A 24171-nucleotide genomic window follows, 5' to 3' on the forward strand; every position below is an offset into this window, starting at 1 on the left:
AATTCTCGATGCCTTCAGATCAGGAGAATTAACCATTACTGAGGTAGAAGAACATCTTCAAGGCATGAAGCGGCAGTTCAAAAGCCCGCTATCAGAAGGGCAAAAAGGGCTGTGGATGCTTCAAAAAATGTCTCCTGATATGAATGCATATAATCTTCCTTTATGCTTTCGCATTAGCAAACCAATACATGCAGAGACGTTCAAGAAAGCCCTTCTGTTTGTACAGAAACAATATCCTGTTTTAACTAGTGTGATTCAAGAGGAGAATGGCATTCCATTTCAAACGGTTCAGTCATCTGGGGCTCTTTATTTTGAGGAAGAGGATATATCTTCAATGAAATCAGCAGAAGTATTGCCTTTTCTAAAAGAAAAAGCAAAAGAACCTTTTCGTTTGGAAGCTGGCCCGTTATTCCGCACACATCTTTTTCATCGATCAAAAGAAGAATGCATTGTGCTCATAACGATTCACCATATCATATTTGACGGTGTGTCGATGCTGACATTGATATCTGCGCTTTTCGAGGCGTATCAGCAATTGCTGAATGGAATTGAGCCCGTGCTGCGGCTATTCACAGCTGATTATTACGATTTTGTCGAATGGGAAACCCGGATGCTTAACAGCAAAGAAGGGGAAGAGCATCTCGCTTACTGGAAAGAACAGTTGTCTGGGAATCTGCCAGTTCTTGATCTTCCTGCTGACCGTCCGCGGTCTTCAGCACGAAAATTCAAGGGGCAAGCTTATAAAAGCTTGCTCCCTCATAACCTGAGGAATCAAATCAAATCGTTTGCCCGCACCTATCATGTGAATGAATCGGCTGTGTTTCTCTGCATTTACAAGGTGCTGCTGCATCACTATACAAAACAAAAGGATATTATTGTGGGCGTTCCGACAATGGGACGGCCTGAAGATAGTTTTGAATCTATTATCGGATACTTTATCAATATGATGGCTGTTCGGAGCAAGAATATCGGATCCCAGCCATTTACAGCATTTATCCGGGAGCTTCAGCTGACAATGGCTGACGGTCTGGACCATGCGGCATATCCGTTCCCTGCATTGGTAAGAGAGCTCAATGTAGACCGATCGGCTGCAAATTCCCCGGTTTTTCAAACAGCCTTTCTGTACCAAAACTTCTTTCAGGCAACAGGCTTGCAAAAAGTGCTTGAATCATATCAAACGCTTGGCATTGAATATATGGAGGATATTCGGCAAGAGGGAGAGTTTGAGCTGGCACTCGAAATATACGAGCAAGAAAATGAAACAGTGCTTCATCTTTTATACAACCCTGATCTATATGAATTGTCCTTCATTGAAAGTATGATGGAGAACTATATGAAGCTCGCGCAACATATGATGGAGGACCCGTCTTTGCCGCTTGAAACCTACTCTTTGCAGTTACATCAAGAGCAAAGCAGTTTACTGGAACAATGGAATGCGACAGGCACAAATACGCCAAATGCCAAGTGTATACATGAAATATTCGAGGAAAAAGCGAAACAAACCCCAAATGCGGTTGCTGTGATTTTCGAAGACAGGTCTCTTACATATAAAGAAGTAGATGAAAAAAGCACATCTGTGGCAGTCTACCTTCAACATCAGGGGGTTGGACCTGAACACCCCGTTGCAATTTGTGCAGAGCGTTCGTTTGATATGATTATCGGGATTTTAGGAATACTGAAAGCCGGCGGAGCGTATGTGCCGTTAGATCCAAGCTTCCCGCAAGAACGGTTGGAGTACATGCTCAAAGACAGTCAGGCGTCCATTGTCCTGACCCAATCTAACGTTCATCAAAGGATCAGCGGATTAACTGGCAGCCATATAAAAGCAATCAATATCGATTTGGCTTGCCGAAACGGTTATACAGATCTGCAAAGCAGTGGTTTAAAGCGAGAAGTAAAACCGGAGCATCTCGCTTATATCATTTACACATCGGGAAGCACCGGACAGCCTAAAGGGGTTATGGTAGAACATCGTAGCATAATGAATACCCTGAATTTTCTTGAATCTCACTATCCCGTGACTGCTGAGGATGCATATTTACTGAAGACGAACTATGTTTTCGATGTATCGATCTCGGAATTATTCGGATGGTTTATCGGAAACGGCCGCCTTGTGATTCTTCCGCCAAACGGAGAGAAATCACCGCAGCAATGCATGGATTATATTGAAACATATCAAGTGACCCACATTAATTTTGTGCCGGCTATGCTGCATGTTTTTTTAGAAACGGCGAAAGACAACAAGCAGTTAACTGATAATGGACCGCTCAAGTATATGATGGTTGCAGGTGAAGCTTTTCCTAAAGAATTAGTGAAAAAGGCGGTATCGATCTTTAAAAACTGCCGTGTTGACAATATTTACGGACCTACCGAAGCCTCCATTTACGCTGCGTATTTTGGGTGCAGAAAAGGAGATATCGCAAGTCACCATACACCGATTGGAAAGCCTCTCTCCAACGTGAAAATTTATATTGTGGACCAGCATTTGAAGCCTGCCCCGATCGGACAGCCTGGTGAACTTTGCATCGCAGGAGCCGGTTTGGCAAGAGGCTACTATAATAAGCCAGGGCTTACGGCTGAAAAATTTATTGACAATCCGTTTGAACCAGGGACGAAGCTTTATAAATCGGGTGATTCAGCAAGATGGCTCCCTGACGGCAACATAGAATATTTAGGACGGATTGACAGCCAAGTCAAAATACGCGGTTTTCGCGTAGAGCTGGGTGCAATAGAAACAAAGCTGAGTGAATATCCGGGCATTTTAGATCAGGCGGTAGTGGTAAAGCAGCTGGAAGGCCATCAACAGCTCGCTGCTTATTATACAGAGGAAAGCGGACATTCCCTTGCAGACCCAAAAGATTTACGCCGTCATCTAAAATCCAGTCTGCCTGAATATATGATACCATCACACTTTATCCGCTTAGATGAGCTGCCGTTATCCCCTAGCGGGAAAGTGAACCGTAAAGAACTGGAAAAAAGAGAGATCGTTTTCAATAGAAAGAAACCAAATCACTTGCAGTTAACGAAAATAGAGGATCAGGTGCTTCGTATTTGGGAGGAAACGCTCAAGGTCAGCGGCTTTGGGACGGAAGACGGATTTTTCGATGCGGGCGGCGATTCGCTTCTGGCTGTAGCTGTGGCTGAACGAATCAAAAAAGAACTGGACTGTGAGTTTAGTGTCACTGAGCTGTTCGAGTACTCCACGATCCGTGCGATCAGCCAATACATTTTGGAGATGAAAAACTCAGATCAAGCTGCGACTGAAAATGAAGGCAATCATGATGTCAAAAGAGATGGAAAATACCCGCAGCAGACGATTCCTCCTTATTTTGATGACAGTGTCGCGATTGTGGGGATATCCTGCCAGTTTCCGGGTGCGAAAAATCATCATGATTTTTGGAATCACATCAAAGAAGGCAAAGAAAGCATTCAGTTCTTCTCTGAAGAAGAGCTTCGCGAAAACGGCGTTCCGGAAGAATTGATTCAACATCCTGACTATGTGCCTGTGCAATCGGCGATCGAAGGGAAAGATTTATTCGACCCCGGTTTCTTTCAAATCTCTCCGAAAGATGCTGAGTATATGGACCCTCAGCTCCGCCTCTTATTGCTGCATTCCTGGAAAGCGATTGAGGATGCAGGATATGTGGCAAAGGAGATTCCGGGCACAAGTGTATATATGTCTGCAAGCAGCAATTCATACAGAACGTTATTGCCGAAGGAGGCAACAGAAGGGCATGAATCACCGGATGGCTATGTCTCATGGGTTTTAGCTCAAAGCGGAACCATTCCGACGATGATTTCGCATAAGCTCGGATTAAAGGGGCCAAGCTATTTTGTTCATTCTAACTGCTCTTCATCACTAGTCGGCTTGTATCAGGCATACAAAAGCTTGACATCAGGTGAATCTCAATACGCACTTGTCGGAGGCGCAACATTGCACGCGCAATCAGCGATAGGCTACGTGCACCAAAACGGGTTGAATTTTTCAAGCGACGGACATGTTAAGGCGTTCGATGCTTCAGCAGATGGAATGGCCGGAGGTGAAGGCGTAGCGGTCATCCTGCTGAAAAAAGCTGTGGATGCCGTAAAAGACGGAGACCATATTTATGCCATTATGCGCGGAATAGACATTAATAATGATGGCGCAGATAAGGCCGGCTTCTATGCGCCAAGTGTAAAAGGCCAAACAGAAGTGATACAGCAAGTATTGGATAAAACCAACATTCATCCCGAAACGGTCAGTTATATTGAAGCGCACGGAACGGGAACAAAATTAGGCGATCCTATTGAAATGTCTGCTTTAAATAAAGTGTATAGGCAATACACTGACAAAACACAATTTTGTGGAATTGGTTCGGTGAAAACGAATATCGGCCATTTAGATACAGCTGCTGGGTTAGCCGGATGCATTAAAGTTGCGATGAGTTTATACCATAATGAACTTGCACCGACCATCAACTGCACTGAGCCGAATCCGAATATTAACTTTGAAAGCTCTCCCTTTTATGTTGTCCGGGAACGAAAGCCGTTAGAGAAAAGTGAAGGTGTCCATCGGGCGGCTCTGAGCTCATTCGGTCTTGGCGGCACTAACGCCCATGCTATTTTTGAGCAATATGAAAACCACTCTGATGTGAGGGCCGAGAACGAGGGAAATCTGCCCTGCCTCATTCCTGTATCAGCAAAAAACAGAGAGCGGCTCCAAGCATACGTGAAGGAATTGCTGATCTATATCAGTCATAACGAGCAAGCTCATATCACTTTAAGAGATATTGCATACACCTTCCAGATCGGCCGGGAAGCAATGGACAGCAGGATCATTTTTATGGCGAACGATCTGGAAGAATGGAAACAGCAGCTGGAAGCTTTTGTGGATGGAAAGCCGCTGGAAGAAGGCTGTATCCAAGGAGAAAAAACGAGAATGACCTCCGCTGAACAGTTGCTTGGCAACGCAGAAGCAAAAGAGATGGCTGCATCACGAATGTCAAAAGGAGAATTGAAAAAGCTTGCCGAGATGTGGGCCAAAGGCTTTCATGTTGAATGGCGCAGACTTTATCAAAATACGAAGCCGCGCCGCATCAGTTTGCCGACATACCCTTTTGCTGAAGAACGGTACTGGCCTGAAAGCAGCACCAGCGAACCAAGAACAGTTGAACCATCGCGTTTACATCCCTTGGTGCACCATAATACATCGGTTCTGTCTGAGCAGCGGTTCAGCTCCATCTTCACAGGACAAGAGTATTTTATTTCCGAGCATATCATTAAAGGCATGGCGATTTTGCCGGCGGCGGTCACGCTTGAAATGGCAAGAGCCGCTATAGAACAAGGAATTGGCGGAGTGGAGGATCATGAAACTGGAATCAGGCTGAAAAATGTCGTGTGGATTCGCCCGGTTGTAGCAGGGGATGAGCCTGTTCAAGTAAACATCGGACTTTATGATGAAGACGGCGGACACATTCTTTATCGGATGTATGGTGAGCCGGAATCTGCTGATGCAGAACCAGTTGTATATAACCAAGGTATAGCGGAATTGATTCAGGTAAAGCAAGAAAAATTGCTTGATCTTTCTGAGATCAAAACCCGATGTGATCAAAGCAGAATGGACGCTGCCTCGTTTTATGAAGGAATGATCGGAGCCGATTACGGTCCTGGTTACAAAAGTGTAGAGGCCGTATATAAAGGCGACGGCCAGCTGCTTGCCAAATTATCACTGCCCGAATCTGTGATGCATACGTCAGACGATTATGTTCTTCATCCAAGTGTAATGGACGGGGCGTTACAGGCGGCTGAATATTTGCAAAACGTCATCAGGGCGGAGCTTTCAGACAGTGAAGACTTTAAGGCCGCACTGCCATTTGCCCTGGAGGAGCTTGAGGTCTTTCATCAATGCGTCGCTGACATGTGGGTTTATGTTCAATTCAACTCGAAAAACAAACCGGGAGATTTGATACAGAAAGTCGATATTGATCTATGCGATGAGCATGGCACGATTTGCGTGCGGATGAAAGGATTTTCGACGAGAGTGATGGAGGCAGATATACAAACCGAACCATCAAAAATGAACACTGAAACTTTATTGCTTCAGCCCGTTTGGCAAGAACAAAAGGCAGCTGAAGGCGCGGCAGCAAAAAAATATGCAGAGCATCTCGTGTTCCTCTGTGAATATGACAATGAGACGAGAGAACAGATTGAAGCAGTAATAGAGGATGCCCATGTATACAGCCTGGAAGCAAGGCCTTCTTCAGTGGATGGGCGTTTCCATTCTTATACGGAACAAGTGTTTAAGAAGGTACAAGAGATCATCCGCAAGAAATCGAAAGGCGACATGCTCATTCAGATCGTAACCTCTGCAGAAGGAGAACAGCAGTTGTTTTCAGGATTGACAGGACTGCTGAAAACTGCTGAGCAGGAGAATGCCAAGCTAACCGGCCAAATGATTGAAGTCAGCAGTGAAGAAAGCGGAGAAAGCATTGCTGGCAAACTGAAAGAAAATCAAATGAGCCCCGATTCATATATCAAATATCACAACGGTAAAAGGTACATTGCTGATTGGAGTGATATCAAAACGGAAAACTTTGACATCAGCAAGCCGTGGAAAGACGATGGCGTTTATCTCATTACAGGAGGTGCCGGAGGCTTAGGTCTTATTTTTGTAAAAGAAATCGCGGAACAAACGAAGAATGCGACAGTCATTCTGACGGGCCGCTCACCTCTTAGCGAAAGCAAAAGCAAAAAGCTTAAAGAGCTTCACGGCAAGGGGGCTGAGGTCACCTATCAGCAAACAGATGTTACCGATAAGATTGAAGTCTACCAGCTCATTGACGGAATTCAGAAAACATACGGCCGTCTGGACGGCATTCTTCATAGCGCGGGAATCATCAAAGACAGCTATATGGTCAATAAACCGGCAGAAGACTTGCACGATGTACTGGCGCCTAAAGTAAAAGGGCTTGTTTTCCTAGACGAAGCGAGCAAGGATTTTCCATTGGACTTCTTTATTCTTTTTTCATCTCTTTCAGGAAGTTTAGGAAGCATCGGTCAGTCTGACTATGCGGCAGCCAATGTATTTATGGATATGTATGCAGGATATCGAAATAGGCTTGCCGGTCTCAGCCAACGGCACGGGAAGACGCTTTCTGTAAACTGGCCGTTATGGAGAGAGGGCGGAATGAAGGTCGATCAAGAAACAGAAAAAAGGCTTGTGCAAATGGCCGGGATTGTTCCTATGACAGCAGAAAAAGGAATTCAGGCATTATATCAAGCGTTTCATTCCGAGGCAAACCAAGTAATGGTGATCGAAGGCGATGTGCAGAAAATAAAACAACACATGCTGGCAAAAACCGCCTCAGCGCCTATAAAAAAGAAGGAAACAGAAAGCATGACTGAACAAGTAAAGAACATTGATACAGACAGTTTGCTGGATAAAGTAAAGGCGATGTTAAAGCGGGAGGTCGCCAAGCTGTTAAAGGTCAAGCTTGAAACGATTGATGATCATGCCGAGATGACGGTGTATGGATTTGATTCTATCTCAATGACGGAATTCACGAACCATATCAACCGCGCCTATAAACTAGAGCTGACGCCAACCGTCTTTTTTGACCACCCGACGATTCATGCGTTTGGCAAGCATTTGTCAGAAGAATATCAAGCGGTTTTTGCGAACACATTTGCTGTGCGCACTGCATCGCCCCAGGTTCAGCCTGCTGCCAAACCGGAGCAAGCCTTGCATGTCAAAGCTAAAAGACGCCGAAAGCAGCAGGTCATGCTGCCAACCGCCGCACAGAGTGATGCTGGGCCTGAGCCAATTGCCATTGTGGGCATAAGCGGGATTTTCCCTATGGCGAAAGATGTTGATGCGTACTGGAAGATCTTAAAAGTGGGCAAAGACTGCATGACGGAAATTCCGAAAGACCGCTGGGATTGGCGTGAATATGAAGGTGATCCAACGAAGGAAGTCAATAAAACGAACGTAAAATGGGGCGGTTTTATTGACGGAATTGCAGATTTTGATCCATTATTTTTCGGCATTTCCCCACGTGAAGCTGAACAAATGGAACCTCAGCAGCGCTTACTATTGACTTACGCCTGGAAAGCGATCGAAGATGCAGGATATTCGGCGAAAAGTCTATCTGGCACAAAAACAGGCGTCTTCATCGGAACGGGAAATACTGGATACAGCTCCCTTTTGTCGAAAGCCAACTTGGCAATAGAAGGCTCGGCGGCTGCCAATACGAGCCCGTCAGTCGGTCCGAACCGGGTCAGTTATTTTCTGAATCTGCATGGGCCAAGCGAACCAATTGATACAGCGTGTTCAAGCTCATTGGTGGCTATCCACCACGCGATCTCTTCAATTGAGGAAGGCACTTGTGACATGGCATTAGCCGGCGGCGTGAATACGATTATCCTTCCTGAAGTGTATATCAGCTTTGATAAAGCGGGTGCACTAAGTAAAGAAGGAAAATGCAAGACGTTTTCAAATCAAGCCGATGGTTTCGCTCATGGGGAAGGGGCCGGCATACTGTTTCTGAAAAAATTAAAAGCGGCTGAAGAAGCGGGAGACCACATTTACGGAGTCATAAAAGGCAGCGCAATCAATCACGGCGGCCGTGCACAATCTTTAACAACTCCTAATCCGAAGGCGCAGGCGGATGTCATTCAGTCGGCATACAAAAAAGCGGGAATTGATCCGAAAACCGTGACCTACATTGAAGCGCACGGAACCGGGACGGAGCTTGGTGACCCGGTTGAAATTAACGGATTGAAATCAGCCTTTAAAGCACTGGGTGTGAATGAGGGGGATGCATCAGCCAACCCTTATTGCGGACTGGGGTCTGTGAAGACAAACATTGGCCACTTATCGCTGGCAGCCGGTGCAGCAGGGATCATTAAAATATTATTGCAGCTTAAGCACAGAACCTTAGTGAAAAGTCTTCACTGCGAAACCGTGAACCCGTACATTCAGCTGAAAAACAGTCCGTTCTATATCGTACGGGAAACGGAAGAATGGAAAGCGCTGAAAAATGAACGGGGAGAAGAACTGCCTCGCCGAGCAGGTGTCAGTTCATTTGGAATCGGCGGCGTAAACGCCCACGTGATTATTGAGGAATATATTCCAGAAGCAGCCGATGAGAATATACCGTTCATCACGCCTGAACATCCGGGTATCTTCGTTTTATCAGCCAAAAATGAAATGCGGCTAAAAGAGCAAGCACAGCAGCTGGCAGCTGCGCTTGATAAGGAAACATATAGAGATGTAAATCTGACTCATATTGCCTATACACTGCAGGCCGGACGAGACGCGATGGAAGAACGTCTTGGGATTATTTCCGGTTCCATTGAGGATTTGCAGCAAAAATTAGAAGACTTTGCTGCAGGCAAAAACAATGTGGAGGATGTATTCAGAGGCAGGATTGATAAAGGCACACTGCAAATGCTGACAGAGGACGAAGAGATTCAAGAAGCCGTCGAAAAATGGATGGAACGGGGAAAGTACGCAAAACTGCTTGAATTATGGGTAAAGGGGCTTGATGTAGACTGGACGAAACTGTATGGCGAGAATCTACCAAAGCGCATCAGCTTGCCGACGTATCCTTTCGCAAAAGACCGTTATTGGATCTCTGATCATATTGAAAAAAGCGACAGCCCTAAAGCAAACAAAGCAGCCTCCCGACTTGGCGCAGCCGTGCTGCATCCATTAATGCATCAAAACACATCGAACCTCTCGGAACAAAGGTTTAGCTCCATCTATACGGGAGAAGAGTTTTTCCTTGCCGAACATGTTGTCAAAGGCCAACGGATCTTGCCGGGGGTGGCGCATCTTGAGTTGGCGCGGGCTGCCGTTGAACAGGCGGCAGAGGTACAAGGTGTTCCGTGCACCATGAAGCTAAAGAACGCGGTATGGGTGCGGCCTATTGTTGTGGAGGACCAGCCGCAGCAAGTACACATCAGGCTTTTACCGGAGGAAAATGGTGAGATATCTTATGAAATTTACGGTAATCCAAACACTGCAGGCGAACAGTCAATCGTCTACAGTCAAGGCAGCGCAGTATTGAATCCTGCTGAAAATCTCCCGGTGGTTGATTTGCAATCCTTGCGGGAGCAGTGTCAGGAAAGCCATTTCAGCGTTAACGAAGTATATGACACCTATCAAATGATCGGTTTTGAATATGGTCCTGCTTATCGCGGTGTGGAAAAAATCTATACAGCTGAACATTTTGTTTTGGCAAGATTGTCATTGCATCCGTCTGCTTTAGATACGCTCAGCCAATACAAAATGCACCCGGGGCTGATGGACTCTGCTTTGCAGGCGTCAAGCATTTTGACAGGCGCGGGGGATAACCAGCTGACACTGCCTTTTGCGGTACAAGAGCTTGAAGTCTTCGGAGCTTGCTCGTCAGAAATGTGGGTATACGCAAGATACAGTCAAGACAGCAAGGCAACTGATAAGGTACAAAAGCGGGATATTGATATGTTAGATGAGAATGGCAATGTTTGCGTACGGATAAGGGGGTTGTCTTTCAGAACAGCGGAAGGCGGCTCTGGATCGGCAGAACTTGATCAAACACTGGAAACCCTGATGTTTGAAGAAAAATGGGTTCCTAAGGATGATGAAAAAGAAAGTCCTGAGCCTCATTATGAACGGCACATTGTCATGCTTTGTAATATGAATGGACTCTCAAAAGACAGTCTTGAATCAAGACTGAAAGGCGCCGAATGCATCGTTTTAAAGTCTGACCGCAAAGGACTTGCAGAGAGGTTCCAGGATTATGCCGAACAAGCGCTTGAGACGGTCCAGGGTCTTCTCAAAAGCAGACCTCAGGGCAATGTTCTGATTCAGCTGCTTACCTCTGCACAAAGAAAGCAGTACTCATTCTCAGGGCTATCGGCGCTCCTTAAAACCGCCGGCCTGGAGAATAAAAAACTAATAGGCCAGACGATAGAAATTGATTCAAATGAAAATATTGAAAGTATGATAGAAAAACTGAACGAGAATAAAAGACACGCAGAAGATCAGCACATCAAATATGAAACGGGCAAACGGTATATCAATGAATTACGCGAAATGCAAATGGCTGATCAGGAAATAAGCCTGCCGTGGCGAGATAAGGGTGTATACCTCATTACGGGCGGTGCAGGAGGACTTGGATTTATTTTTGCAAAAGAGGTTGCTCGTCAAACCGAACAGCCTGTGCTCATTCTGACAGGCAGATCTGCGCTGAATGCGGATCGGCAGGCGCAGCTTAACGAGCTTCAGCGCTTGGGGGCTCGCGCAGAATACAGGCGGGTTGATGTGACACAAGCGGAAGCAGCCTCCGCGCTCATCACAAGCATTACGTCTGATTATGGTGACTTGCATGGCGTCATTCACAGCGCAGGGCTGATTAAAGATAATTATCTCATGAACAAAACCAATGAAGAGCTGACACAAGTTCTCGCTCCTAAGGTAAAAGGGCTTGTGAATGTGGATGAGGCAACCGAGCATCTTGCTTTAGATTTCTTTATCCTCTTTTCTTCAATATCAAGTGTCGCCGGCAGTGCGGGGCAGGCAGATTATGCGATGGCTAACGCATTTATGGACAGTTATGCAGCTTATCGAAATGCGCTTGTGACCGCCATGTACAGGCACGGAAAAACATTGTCGATCAATTGGCCGCTCTGGAAGGAAGGCGGCATGCGCGCGAATAAAGAAATTGAAAACATGACTTTGAAAAACACGGGTGTGACTCCAATGCGGACCGAGACCGGCATTCAGGCACTGTATAAAGGTTTGGCATTTGGCAAAGATCAAGTCATCGTCATGGAAGGCATCAAAGACATGATGAGGGAAAAGATGACTCAAAAGCCGTCTTCTGATGATGCTCCAATGAAAACAGCGCAAGCACCGATGCCATCTGAGGAAAAAATGGGCCAAGACAGTTTGTTTGACCACATTCAAGAAACATTAAAGCAAACAATCTCTCAATTGCTCAAAATCAAACCTGAAGAGATTGACCCGGATATGGAGTTTAATCAATATGGATTTGATTCGATTACGTTGACTGAATTCGCAAATACACTGAATGTGCAGCACAAGCTGGATCTGACGCCTACGATCTTCTTTGAGCACGCAACTGTTTATGCATTTGCAGCGTATCTGTCAAAAGAATATCCAAATGCATTTACAGCCCAAACGCCTGCCAAAGCTGAGCAGCCTTTACAGCCTGTCGAACAAAATATAAAAAACACGACATTTTCAACTGAGAACCGCTTTGTAAAACCATCGGTTCCGCCAGTGCAAAAGGCAGCTGATCACGTGCCTGAGCCTGTTGCGATTGTCGGGATGAGCGGGGTGTTCCCGAAGGCAAAGGACATCGACGAATACTGGAAGAATCTGAAATTGGGGGCAGATTGCATTACAGAGGTTCCAAAAGACCGCTGGGATTGGCAGGAGTATTACGGAGACCCTCTAAAAGAAGCGAATAAAACAAACGTCAAATGGGGCGGTTTTATTGATGAAGTGGCTGACTTTGATCCATTATTCTTCGGCATATCTCCGCTGGAGGCTGAGCAGATGGAGCCTCAGCAGCGCCTGTTAATGACCTATGCGTGGAAGGCGATAGAAGAAGCGGGATACTCAGCGAGAAGCCTGTCAGGAACCAAAACGGGCATCTATATCGGGACTGGAAACACGGGGTACAGTTCGCTGCTGTCAAATGTAGATATAGAAGGCTCAGCAGCTGCGAATATGAGTCCTTCCGCCGGGCCGAATAGGGTTAGTTATTTCCTGAACATTCATGGACCGAGCGAACCGATTGACACTGCATGTTCAAGTTCTTTGGTCGCCATTCATCATGCGGTTTGCGCAATTGAAAACGGAAACTGTGAAATGGCGATTGCAGGAGGTGTCAACACAGTCGTAACACCGCAAGGCCATATCGCCTATGATAAGGCCGGGGCGCTGAGCAAAGAAGGAAGATGCAAAACATTTTCTGATAGAGCTGATGGGTTCGCAGTCAGTGAAGGTGCCGGCATTCTCTTCCTGAAAAAACTGACAGCGGCCGAACGAGATGGAGATCATATTTACGGTGTCATCAAAGGAAGTGCGGTAAACCACGGAGGCCGCGCAAACTCTCTGACGACTCCTAATCCGAAGGCTCAGGCGGATGTCGTAAAAACAGCATATGAAAAAGCGGGAATCGATCCAAGAACTGTGACCTATATTGAAGCGCATGGAACTGGAACAGAGCTTGGTGACCCAGTAGAAATCAACGGCCTGAAAGCGGCATTTAAAGAGCTGTATGAAAAAACGGGAGACCCAGCTGTTCATGGTAGCCATTGCGGTCTCGGATCTGCAAAGACAAACATTGGCCACTTATCGCTGGCGGCCGGTGTGGCGGGAGTCATTAAAGTGTTATTGCAGCTAAAGCATAAGACGCTTGTAAAAAGTTTGCATAGTGAAACGATCAATCCGTATATCAGACTGGAAGACAGCCCGTTTTATATTGTGCAGGAACCGAGAGAGTGGAAGACGCTGCAAGATGAATCCGGCCGAGAGCTGCCGCGGCGCGCAGGTGTCAGTTCATTTGGCATTGGAGGCGTCAATGCCCACGTTGTCATTGAGGAATATATTCCAAAAGAAACAACTGATCCTGCACAAGCACCAGCTGTGACAGAACAACACCCGGGTATCTTTATCTTGTCGGCAAAGGATGAAGATCGCCTGAAAGACCAAGCCCGGCAATTAGCAGACTTTATCAGCAAGCAATCTACCACAGCGCATGATCTCACTGATATTGCCTATACACTCCAAGTGGGGCGTGATGCAATGGAGGAGAGATTAGGGATTATCGCTGTTTCGGCAGAGGACTTGCTGGAAAAACTGAACCTCTTTATAGCTGGACATGCAAGTGCGAAGTACATGTCAGGCAGAGCAAACAGAGGGATCGTACAGACATTGAGATCAGATGATGAAATACAGAAAATGCTCAAAAGCAGCTGGGAGCCCGGAATATATGAAAGACTGCTTGAATTATGGATAAAAGGCATGGAAATAGATTGGAGTAAACTGTATGGCGGCAAACAGCCGAAACGCATCAGCCTCCCAACCTATCCATTTGCAAAAGAACGCTACTGGATAACGGACATGAAAGAGGAAGCATTCGCACATCATGCAACAACTATTGTCGAAACAGCAGCTTTACACCCATTAGTACAGTCAAACACATCCGATTTGTCAGAGCAGCGTTTCAGCTCAACCTTTACAGGTGCTGAGTTCTTTTTCACCGATCATAAGGTGAAGGGAAACCCGGTCATGCCGGGTGTCGCATATCTCGAGATGGTTCATGCTGCCGTTACTAGAGCAGTGAGAGGAATCGAAGATACACAATCTGTTATTCACATTAAAAATGTTGTATGGGTACAGCCGATTGTGGCGGACGGCCAGCCAGTTCAAGTCGATATCAGTCTAGGTCCTCAGCAGGACGGTGAGATTGCCTTTACCATCTTTACAGAGGATGCGCGCGATGGGCGAAAGATACACTGTCAAGGCAGTGCATCAATCAGCGAAGCAGGAGACATTCAAGTTCAGGATATCAGCGTGCTTCAAGACCAATGCAACCTAAGCACACTTTCACACGAACAATGCTATGAATTATTTAAGGCGATCGGTATAGATTACGGACCAGGTTTCCAAGGAATAAATCGGCTTTATATCGGCCGCAATCAGGCCTTGGCAGAACTTTCACTGCCTCCTGGTGTATCCCACACGCTGGACGAATTCGTTCTCCATCCAAGTATGGCAGACTCTGCGTTACAAGCGTCGATCGGGCTGAAGCTGAATTCAGGTGACGAGCAGCTTTCCCTGCCTTTTGCGCTGCAAGAGCTTGAAATATGTAGTCCGTGTACAGACAAAATGTGGGTGTCTATCACATCTCGTCCAAATGAGGACAGAATACAGAGACTGGATATTGATCTGTGTGATGATCAAGGTCGAGTGTGTGTACGAATCAAGGGTATTTCCTCAAGGGTGCTGGAAGAAGACATACAGCCGCAAGATGAGCCGACATCACCAGATATCAAGGCATCTCTTGATGGATCGCTTCTTATGGCGCCGGTATGGGATCAAGTGAAACAGGAGAAGAACATCATTCCTCCTGCAGATGAGCGTATTGTCATCCTCGGAGGGGATGACAACAGCAGAAAAGCTGTTCAAAGACAGTTCCCGTTTGCCAAAGAGCTGCACATTGAACCGAACGCATCGAATTATGAGATTGCAAACCAGCTTGAAGCACTCGGATCGTTTGACCATATTGTGCGGCTGTCTCCTTCTCGTGTGACAGAAGGGGAAGTCGGCGATGACATGATTGAAGCCCAAGATCAAGGCGTGATTCAAATGTTCAGGCTCATTAAGGCAATGCTCTCTTTAGGCTATGGTGAAAAAGCCATAAGCTGGACGGTCGTGACGGCGAACACGCAATGTGTTGATCAGGATGATGTTGTCGACCCGTCTGATGCCGCTGTGCACGGCCTGATCGGTTCGATGGCAAAAGAATATCCAAATTGGCAGACAAAGCTAATCGATGTCAAGAACCATGAGGACTTGCCGGTGTCTGAGATCTTTTCCCTGCCTGCTGATCAAGAAGGGAATACTTGGGCCTATCGAAATCAGCTCTGGCATAAACTGCGCTTGATTCCAGTACACAACAATCAACCGGTGCACACGAAGTATAAACACGGAGGCGTTTATGTCGTGATAGGCGGCGCAGGCGGAATAGGCGAAGCCTGGAGCGAATATATGATCAGAACATACCAGGCGCAGATCGTTTGGATTGGCAGAAGAAAAATGGATGCAGCTATTCAAAGTAAGCTGGACAGACTTGGGCGTCTGGGGCCTGCCCCGTTTTACATTCAAGCTGATGCGGCGAACCGGGAGGAATTAGAGCGCGCTTATGAAACAACGAAACAAATGCATCTAGAAATCAACGGCATTATTCATTCGGCCATTGTCTTGCAAGACCGAAGCTTGATGAATATGAATGAGGAATGTTTCAGGAACGTTCTTTCTGCAAAAGTTGATGTCAGTGTGCGAATGGCTCAAGTTTTCCGGCATGAACCACTCGACTTTGTTTTATTTTTCTCTTCCGTACAATCGTTTGCGAGAGCTTCCGGACAAAGCAATTACGCTGCCGGCTGCAGCTTTAAGGATGCTTTTGCACAACGGCTTTCTCAAGTATGGCCTTGTACAGTAGCCGTGATGAATTGGAGTTATTGGGGAAGCGTCGGTGTGGTTTCCTCACCGGATTATCAGAAGAGAATGGCTCAGGCAGGCATTGGCTCTATTGAAGCCCCTGAAGCGATGGAAGCATTAGAATTGCTGCTCGGGGGACCGCTGAAGCAGCTAGTGATGATGAAAATGGCAAACGAAACGAATGATGAAGCGGAACAGACAGAAGAAACTATTGAAGTTTACCCGGAAACTCACGGCTCCGCCATTCAAAAGCTGCGAAGCTATCACCCGGGTGACAGCACAAAGATTCAACAACTGTTATAGGAGGGGAAGCGCCAATGCTGAACACAGAAGACATTCTCTGTAAAATGCTTTTCGCACAATTACAGTCCATAGGGTTTTTCACAGAAAGTAAATCCCAGCCGGTATTGGAGAATTTCTATGGCAGATGGTTTGAAGAAAGCCAATCGATTTTAGAACGGCATCAATTTCTCAAGCGAACGGAGAACGGACATGTTCCAACACGCTCTATAGGCACCATGAGTGAGCTGTGGAAAGAATGGAATGAACAAAAATCTGACCTGCTTCAAGACAATAATATGAAAGCCATGGTGACATTGGTGGAGACAGCACTGAAAGCCTTGCCGGATATTCTGACCGGCAAGGCGTCTGCCACCGATATCCTGTTTCCGAATTCATCTATGGATTTAGTAGAAGGGGTCTATAAAAACAACCAAGTTGCTGACTATTTTAATGATGTGCTGGCGGACACGTTAGCGGCCTACCTGCAAGAACGTCTGAAGCAAGAGCCTGAGGCGAAGATTCGAATATTAGAAATCGGAGCCGGAACCGGCGGTACAAGCGCGGCTGTTTTTCAAAAATTGAAAGCATGGCAGACACATATAAAAGAATATTGCTATACAGATCTGTCTAAAGCATTTTTAATACATGCAGAAAATAAGTACGGTCCGGACAATCCGTATTTGACATATAAACGATTTAATGTGGAGGAACCGGCATCTGAACAGCATATTGATCCGGGGAGCTATGACGTGGTCATTGCAGCGAATGTGCTGCATGCGACGAAAAATATCCGGCAGACATTGCGAAATGCAAAAGCAGTTTTGAAAAAGAACGGGCTGCTCCTATTAAATGAAATAAGTGATCATAATATATATTCGCATTTGACGTTCGGCCTTTTAGAGGGCTGGTGGCTGTATGAGGATCCTGACCTCCGTATACCGGGCTGCCCGGGTCTGTATCCGGACACTTGGAAGATGGTGCTTGAGAGTGAGGGATATCGCTATGTATCCTTTATGGCTGAACAATCACATCAGCTCGGCCAGCAGATCATTGCTGCTGAAAGTAACGGAGTCGTCCGTCAAAAGAAGAAAACTGAGACAGAAGAAGATACAGGCCATTTACAAATAGATGCTGAAAAAGATCATTCAAAAGAAAATGCTTCTCTCATTGAACAAACGGCACAATTTGTGAAGCATACGCTGGCAAAATCAATAAAACTATCACCAGAGCGTATTCACGAAGATACGACATTCGAAAAGTATGGAATCGATTCGATTTTGCAGGTCAATTTCATTCGTGAATTAGAAAAAGTGACGGGGGATCTTCCAAAAACCATTTTATTTGAACATAACAACACGAAAGAACTCGTCGATTATTTAGTTAAGGAACACGAAAGCAAGCTCCGGACAACATTGTTAAAAGAAACGAAACAGCCTGCAAAAAATGAAGCGCCTCTTCAAACAGAGCGTACAGCTCCTAATAAGCCGTTTACTTTTAACACGCGCCGCTTTGCCGAAGAGCAGCAGGTCAAAGAAACTCAGCAAGCATCAAATAACGAGTTGAAAAAGGAAAAGACAAGCCATTTCCAAGTGGTGCAGACGAATGATCCTAGTATAGAAGATATCGCAATTATCGGGGTCAGCGGACGCTATCCGATGTCTGATAGCTTAGAAGAGCTATGGGCGCATTTAATCGCTGGAGACAATTGTATTACAGAGGCTCCGGAATCCAGATGGTGCACATCGTTATTGAAAACATTATCAAAAGATTCAATACAGCCGGCAGATAAGAAGCGTTATGGCGGTTTTTTACAAGACATAGAATCGTTTGACCATCAGCTTTTTGAGGTGGAGCAAAGCCGAGTAATGGAAATGACGCCGGAACTCCGCTTATTTTTAGAAACCGTCTGGGAAACATTTGAGGATGGCGGCTATACCCGAACCAGGCTGGATGAACTGCGGGATGGAGACACCGGAGTGGGCGTCTTTATTGGGAATATGTATAACCAGTATTTTTGGAATATACCATCATTAGAGCAGGCAGTCCTCAGCTCAAATGGGGGAGACTGGCATATCGCAAACCGCGTTTCCCATTTTTTCAACCTGACCGGGCCGAGTATTGCTGTGAGCTCAGCATGCTCCAGTTCATTAAACGCCATTCATCTTGCCTGTGAAAGCCTGAAATTGAAAAGCTGCTCTATGGCAATTGCAGGAGGGGTCAATTTAACACTCGATCTCTCAAAGTATGATTCTTTGGAGCGAGCCAATCTGCTGGAAAGCGGAAATCAAAGCAAAAGTTTTGGCACAGGAACCGGGCTTATTCCCGGGGAAGGTGTTGGAGCTGTCCTGTTAAAACCGCTTTCGAAGGCAATTGAGGATCAGGATCATATTTATGCTGTGATCAAAAGCAGCTTTGCCAACCATAGCGGCGGAAGACAGATGTATACAGCTCCAGACCCGAAGCAGCAAGCAAAATTAATTGCCAAGTCGATTCAGCAGTCGGGCATTGATCCGGAGACTATCGGCTATATTGAATCAGCGGCAAATGGTTCAGCGCTGGGTGATCCTATTGAAGTGATTGCGCTGACAAATGCGTTTCAGCAATACACAAATAAGAAACAGTTTTGTGCGATTGGCTCTGTCAAATCCAACCTGGGGCATTTGGAGGCGGCTTCCGGCATCTCTCAGCTGACAAAAGTGCTGCTGCAGATGAAGAAGGGCACGCTGGTGCCGACAATCAACGCAACACCTGTCAATCCAAATATTCAACTGGAAAACACGGCTTTTTATCTTCAGGAACAAACGGAGCCATGGCATCGCTTGAATGATCCTGAAACCGGAAAGCAATTGCCTCGCAGAAGCATGATCAATTCCTTCGGAGCGGGGGGGGCCTATGCCAATCTCATTATAGAAGAATATATGGGGAGGGCCCCTGAGAAACACATCGCTTCCCGCCAGCAGGAATTTACAGCCGTTTTTTCAGCAAAAACAAAATGGAGCCTGCTCAGCTATCTTGAACACATGCAATTGTTTTTAGAGAAGGAAGATGCTCTGGATATTGAACCAATTGTACAGGCTTTACACAGGAGAAACCACGATTTAGAGCATAGGGCTGCATTTACAGTAACATCGACTCAGGAACTGATTGAAAAACTAAAGGTGTTCCAAACATCAAAAGAAAGTTCACTCCAGCAAGGTATTTATACATCATTCGATTTACAGCCATGCGCGGAATCAGCCCATAAGGAAAGAAAAACAAGTGCAGCAGAGCAATGGGCAGCAGGGGCATCCATTGATTTTAAAGAAGCTGCTCAAGGGAACCGATCCGGCTGGGTTCATCTGCCTCACTATGCATTTGATCATCATACAGCATTTCATTTCGATGTTCCTGCAGGTGATGGAAAAACATCGGCTGTGGAAAGCAATATCAATCATCCGGTCAAAGATCAATTCACATATGATGAGCCTTATGTGCAAGGCCACGTCTTCAACAATGAACGGGTGCTTGTCGGTGCAACATACAGCAGTCTGGCCATTGATGCATTTTTTAATTTGTTTCCTGAGGAAAACAGCGGCCGTATCAGCAAATTAAGCTATATCAATCCAATTGTCATCAAACAAGGCGAGACCATTGAACTGCAGGCAAAGCCGTTTCAAAAGGATCATGTCATAGAATTACAAATCATGTATCGCGAGATGGCCTCTGATATATGGAAGCCCGCCGCAATCGGACAATGCGGAAGAAGTTCTTTTGATCCAAAAAAAGTCAATATCGAGAGCTTAAAGCATTCATTAACCGAGCTTCATCACATCGATCAGATGTATAAAACCGGAAACGGGCCTGAGTGGGGAGAGCTATTTAAGACGATTACTCATCTTTACAGAGACAATAAGTCGATACTGGCAAAAATTCGCCTGCCTCAAAGCGGTCTGGCAAACGGGCATCATTACACTGTAAGCCCATTGATGACAAACAGCGCCTACTTGGCTATCCTCAGTTTCTTAGAGCAATTTGACGTTGAGGGCAGTTTCCTGCCATTTGGAATCAATGATATTCAATTTACAAATCATACGATACAAGAGGATTGCTGGCTTCTGGTTACATTGGTTAAGAATACAGGTGACATGTTTCTGTTCGATGTAGATGTGATCAATGAATCGTCAGAAACGGTGCTGCACTATTCGGGGTACTCGTTAAAACAACTGCGTGTTTCAAATCAATTCAGCAATGAAAATCAGAACCGCGGTTTAAAAGATCGTATCAGAAGCTATGTAACAGATAAACTGGCAGTAAACATGGCCGACCCGTCAAAACTGTCTCTTTCAAAAGCTCATATTATGGATTTAGGGATCGATTCTTCTCAATTGGTTGCATTAACAAGGGAGATGGAATCAGAGACAAAGCTCGAATTAAATCCGACGTTGTTTTTTGAATATCCGACTGTTCAAGAGCTGATCGATTTTTTTGCGGACAAACATGAAGCATCATTTGTGCGGCTTTTTGGCGAAACTAATCAGCAGCAGGAACGCTCTGCTCAAATCGAAAACCAAATGAAACAAATACCGGCTTATGAGATGAAGACGGATAAATCAACCGAACTTATGGCCGACGGTATGGCGATTATTGGCATGTCGGGACAGTTTCCGAAAGCAAACAGTGTAACGGAATTTTGGGATAATATCATTCACGGAAGGAACTGTATCTCTGAAGTGCCAAAAGAACGCTGGGACTGGCGTAAATTTGCCTCAGCTGATAAAGAGGGACCATCAAGTCTTCAATGGGGCGGATTTATTGAAGGAATAGGTGAGTTTGATCCGCTGTTTTTTGGCATATCACCTAAAGAAGCGGCACATATGGATCCGCAGGAGTTTCTGCTCTTGATACATGCATGGAAGGCGATGGAAGACGCAGGCTTAACAGGACAGGCCTTATCCGGCCGTCCGACAGGAGTGTTCGTCGCAGCCGGCAATACGGATACAGCTGTGATTCCTTCCTTAATTCCAAACCGTATCTCCTATGCACTGGATGTAAAAGGGCCAAGCGAATATTACGAAGCTGCCTGCTCATCAGCTCTTGTGGCTTTGCACAGAGCCATACAATCCATCCGAAACGGCGAATGTGAGCAAGCCATTGTCGGGGCTGTGAATTTGCTGCTTTCACCAAAAGGCTTCATTGGATTCGACTCAATGGGATATTTGAGTGCGGAAGGACAGGCCAAATCCTTTCAAGCAGATGCGAATGGCTTTGTCAGAAGCGAAGGAGCAGGGGTTCTCATCATTAAACCTTTGCAAAAAGCCATAGATGATTCTGATCATATTTATTCGGTTATTAAAGGTACAGGTGTATCGCATGGCGGCAGGGGAATGTCACTTCACGCGCCAAATCCGGTTGGTATGAAGGATGCAATGTTTAAGGCTTATCAAGGAGCGCAAATCGATCCCAAAACGGTAACATATATAGAAGCGCATGGGATCGCTTCTCCATTGGCAGATGCGATAGAAATGGGTGCGTTAACTTCAGGATTAAGCCAGCTTGAATTGGAACTTCCACAAGAAGTACAGGAGGAAGCGCCATGTTATATCAGCAGCTTAAAGCCAAGCATCGGACACGGTGAACTGGTCTCCGGCATGGCTGCTCTCATGAAAATCAGCATGGCGATGAAGCATCAAACAATACCAGGCATATCCGGATTCTCTTCTTTGAATGATCAGGTGTCAATGAAGGGCACCCGTTTCCGAATGACTGCAGAGAACCAGCAGTGGGAGGATATAAAGGACGGCGCTGGCAGTAAAATCCCGCGCAGAGCGAGTATCAACAGCTATAGCTTTGGAGGCGTAAATGCGCACGTCATTTTAGAAGAATATATTCCTTCACCAACAGCACCGGCTAATATGAATGAGAATGAAGCATACATGATCGTCCTTTCTGCAAAGAGCCAGGACAGGCTAAAAGCCGTTGTTCAACAGCAGTTAGATTATGTGAACAAACAACAAGAACTGTCATTCCAACATTATGCTTATACACTTCAAACCGGGCGAGAGGAGATGGGTGAACGGCTGGCGCTGGTCGTCCGCAGTAAAAAAGAACTCGTAATCGGCTTGCGAGACTGGTTAACAGCTGCGGAAAAAGGCGAAAAGCCGAAAAGGTCTGTACCCGTGTTTAGCGGAAATGCAGAAGAGTGTTCATCAGATATCGAAACCTTGCTTGATGGTCCATTAAGAGAAATGGTGATAGAGACTCTGTTGTCTGAAAACAACCTTGAAAAGATTGCATTTTGCTGGACAAAAGGGGTGCAAATCCCGTGGGAGCAGCTTTATCAAGGAAAAGGTGCACGAAGAATACCGTTGCCGACCTATCCATTTGAAAAGAGAAGCTGCTGGAATGGCTTTCAAGCAATTGAGAATACGCCCTCTGTATCACACGATGAGCATATCAACAGCAGCGATCATCACATGTTAGCTGATGTATTAGGGATGGCTCCAGAAGAACTGCATCCTCATAAGCCATTGCAGCATTACGGATTTGATTCGATTTCTTGCATACAGTTATTACAGCAATTGCAATCAGAAGTTGATCCTTTCATCACCTTGCCGGAGCTGCAAGCATGCCAAACCGTGCAGGATATGACGGATTTGATCGCAAAGAAACAGGAGGATTCATCCATACAAAACGAGCACACTCCTACATTTCCGGAATTGATACCGTTAAATGACGGCAAGCGGGGGCGCCCTGTATTTTGGTTTCATGGAGGAGTAGGAGGCGTTGAAATCTATCAGCAATTTGCACAAAAAAGCCAGCGACCTTTTTATGGCATTCAAGCAAGGGGATTTATGACTCAACATGCTCCTTTGCACGGAATTGAACAAATGGCTTCCTATTATATAGAGATCATTCGAGCCATACAGCCGGAAGGCCCTTATGATGTAGGCGGGTATTCCTTAGGCGGAATGATTGCATATGAAGTCACACGCCAGCTCCAAAGCCAAGGCCTTGCTGTCAAAAGCATGGTGATGATTGACTCTCCATACAGTTCTGACACGAAAGAGCATGAGGCTTCTGTGAAAACGTCAATGCTGCAAACAATCAATACAATGCTGGCATCGATTGCGAAGCCGGATAAGCTTACTGACGTTCTCATCAGCCGTGAAGAGGTAGAATCAAGCACAGAGGATGAAGAATTCCTGTCTGAGCTGATCGATTTGGCAAAGAAACGGGGATTAAACAAACCGGAGAAGCAAATACGTGCGCAGACTCAGCAAATGATGAAAACACAGCGTGCCTATGATTTTGAAGCGTACACTGTACAGCCTCTGCCTGATCCTGGGGCGGTAAAATGTTATTACTTCCGCAACAAAAGCAGGTCTTTCTTTGGTGATTTAGACATTTATTTCACTTTATCAAATGAAAAAGCACCGTTCGATCAAGCTGCCTACTGGGAGGAATGGGAGCGTCAAATTCCCCAGTTCAATCTGATAGATGTCGATTCAAGCAACCACTTCATGATATTAACGGAACCAAAAGCGTCCAGAGCCATGTTAGAATTTTGCGAAAAGCTCTATTCAAACAAGGGAGTAGTGAACGCGAATTTTCTTAAGGCTTTCCGGAAAAAACATGAAGCAAGAGAAGAAAAGGAAGATGAATTGGTGAAGCGCTGAGAAACACAAAAG

The 24171-nt window shown here is 45.8% G+C and carries 2 protein-coding genes; both read left to right on the top strand.

Features of this window, described 5'->3' with window-relative positions; translation table 11 throughout:
- Positions 1 to 64: 64 nt before the first annotated feature.
- Complete coding sequence (locus tag LWH95_RS05260; RefSeq protein WP_232919114.1) at positions 65 to 16525, top strand: non-ribosomal peptide synthetase; 16461 nt, start codon at positions 65 to 67, stop codon at positions 16523 to 16525.
- Between the two features lie 14 nt (positions 16526 to 16539).
- Entirely contained in the window at positions 16540 to 24159 is a 7620-nt protein-coding gene (locus LWH95_RS05265; protein WP_232919098.1) for a beta-ketoacyl synthase N-terminal-like domain-containing protein, read from the top strand.
- Positions 24160 to 24171 lie beyond the last annotated feature (12 nt).

The sequence above is a fragment of the Bacillus sp. G16 genome, from assembly GCF_021282335.1.
Classification (GTDB): Bacteria; Bacillota; Bacilli; order Bacillales; family Bacillaceae; genus Bacillus; species Bacillus inaquosorum.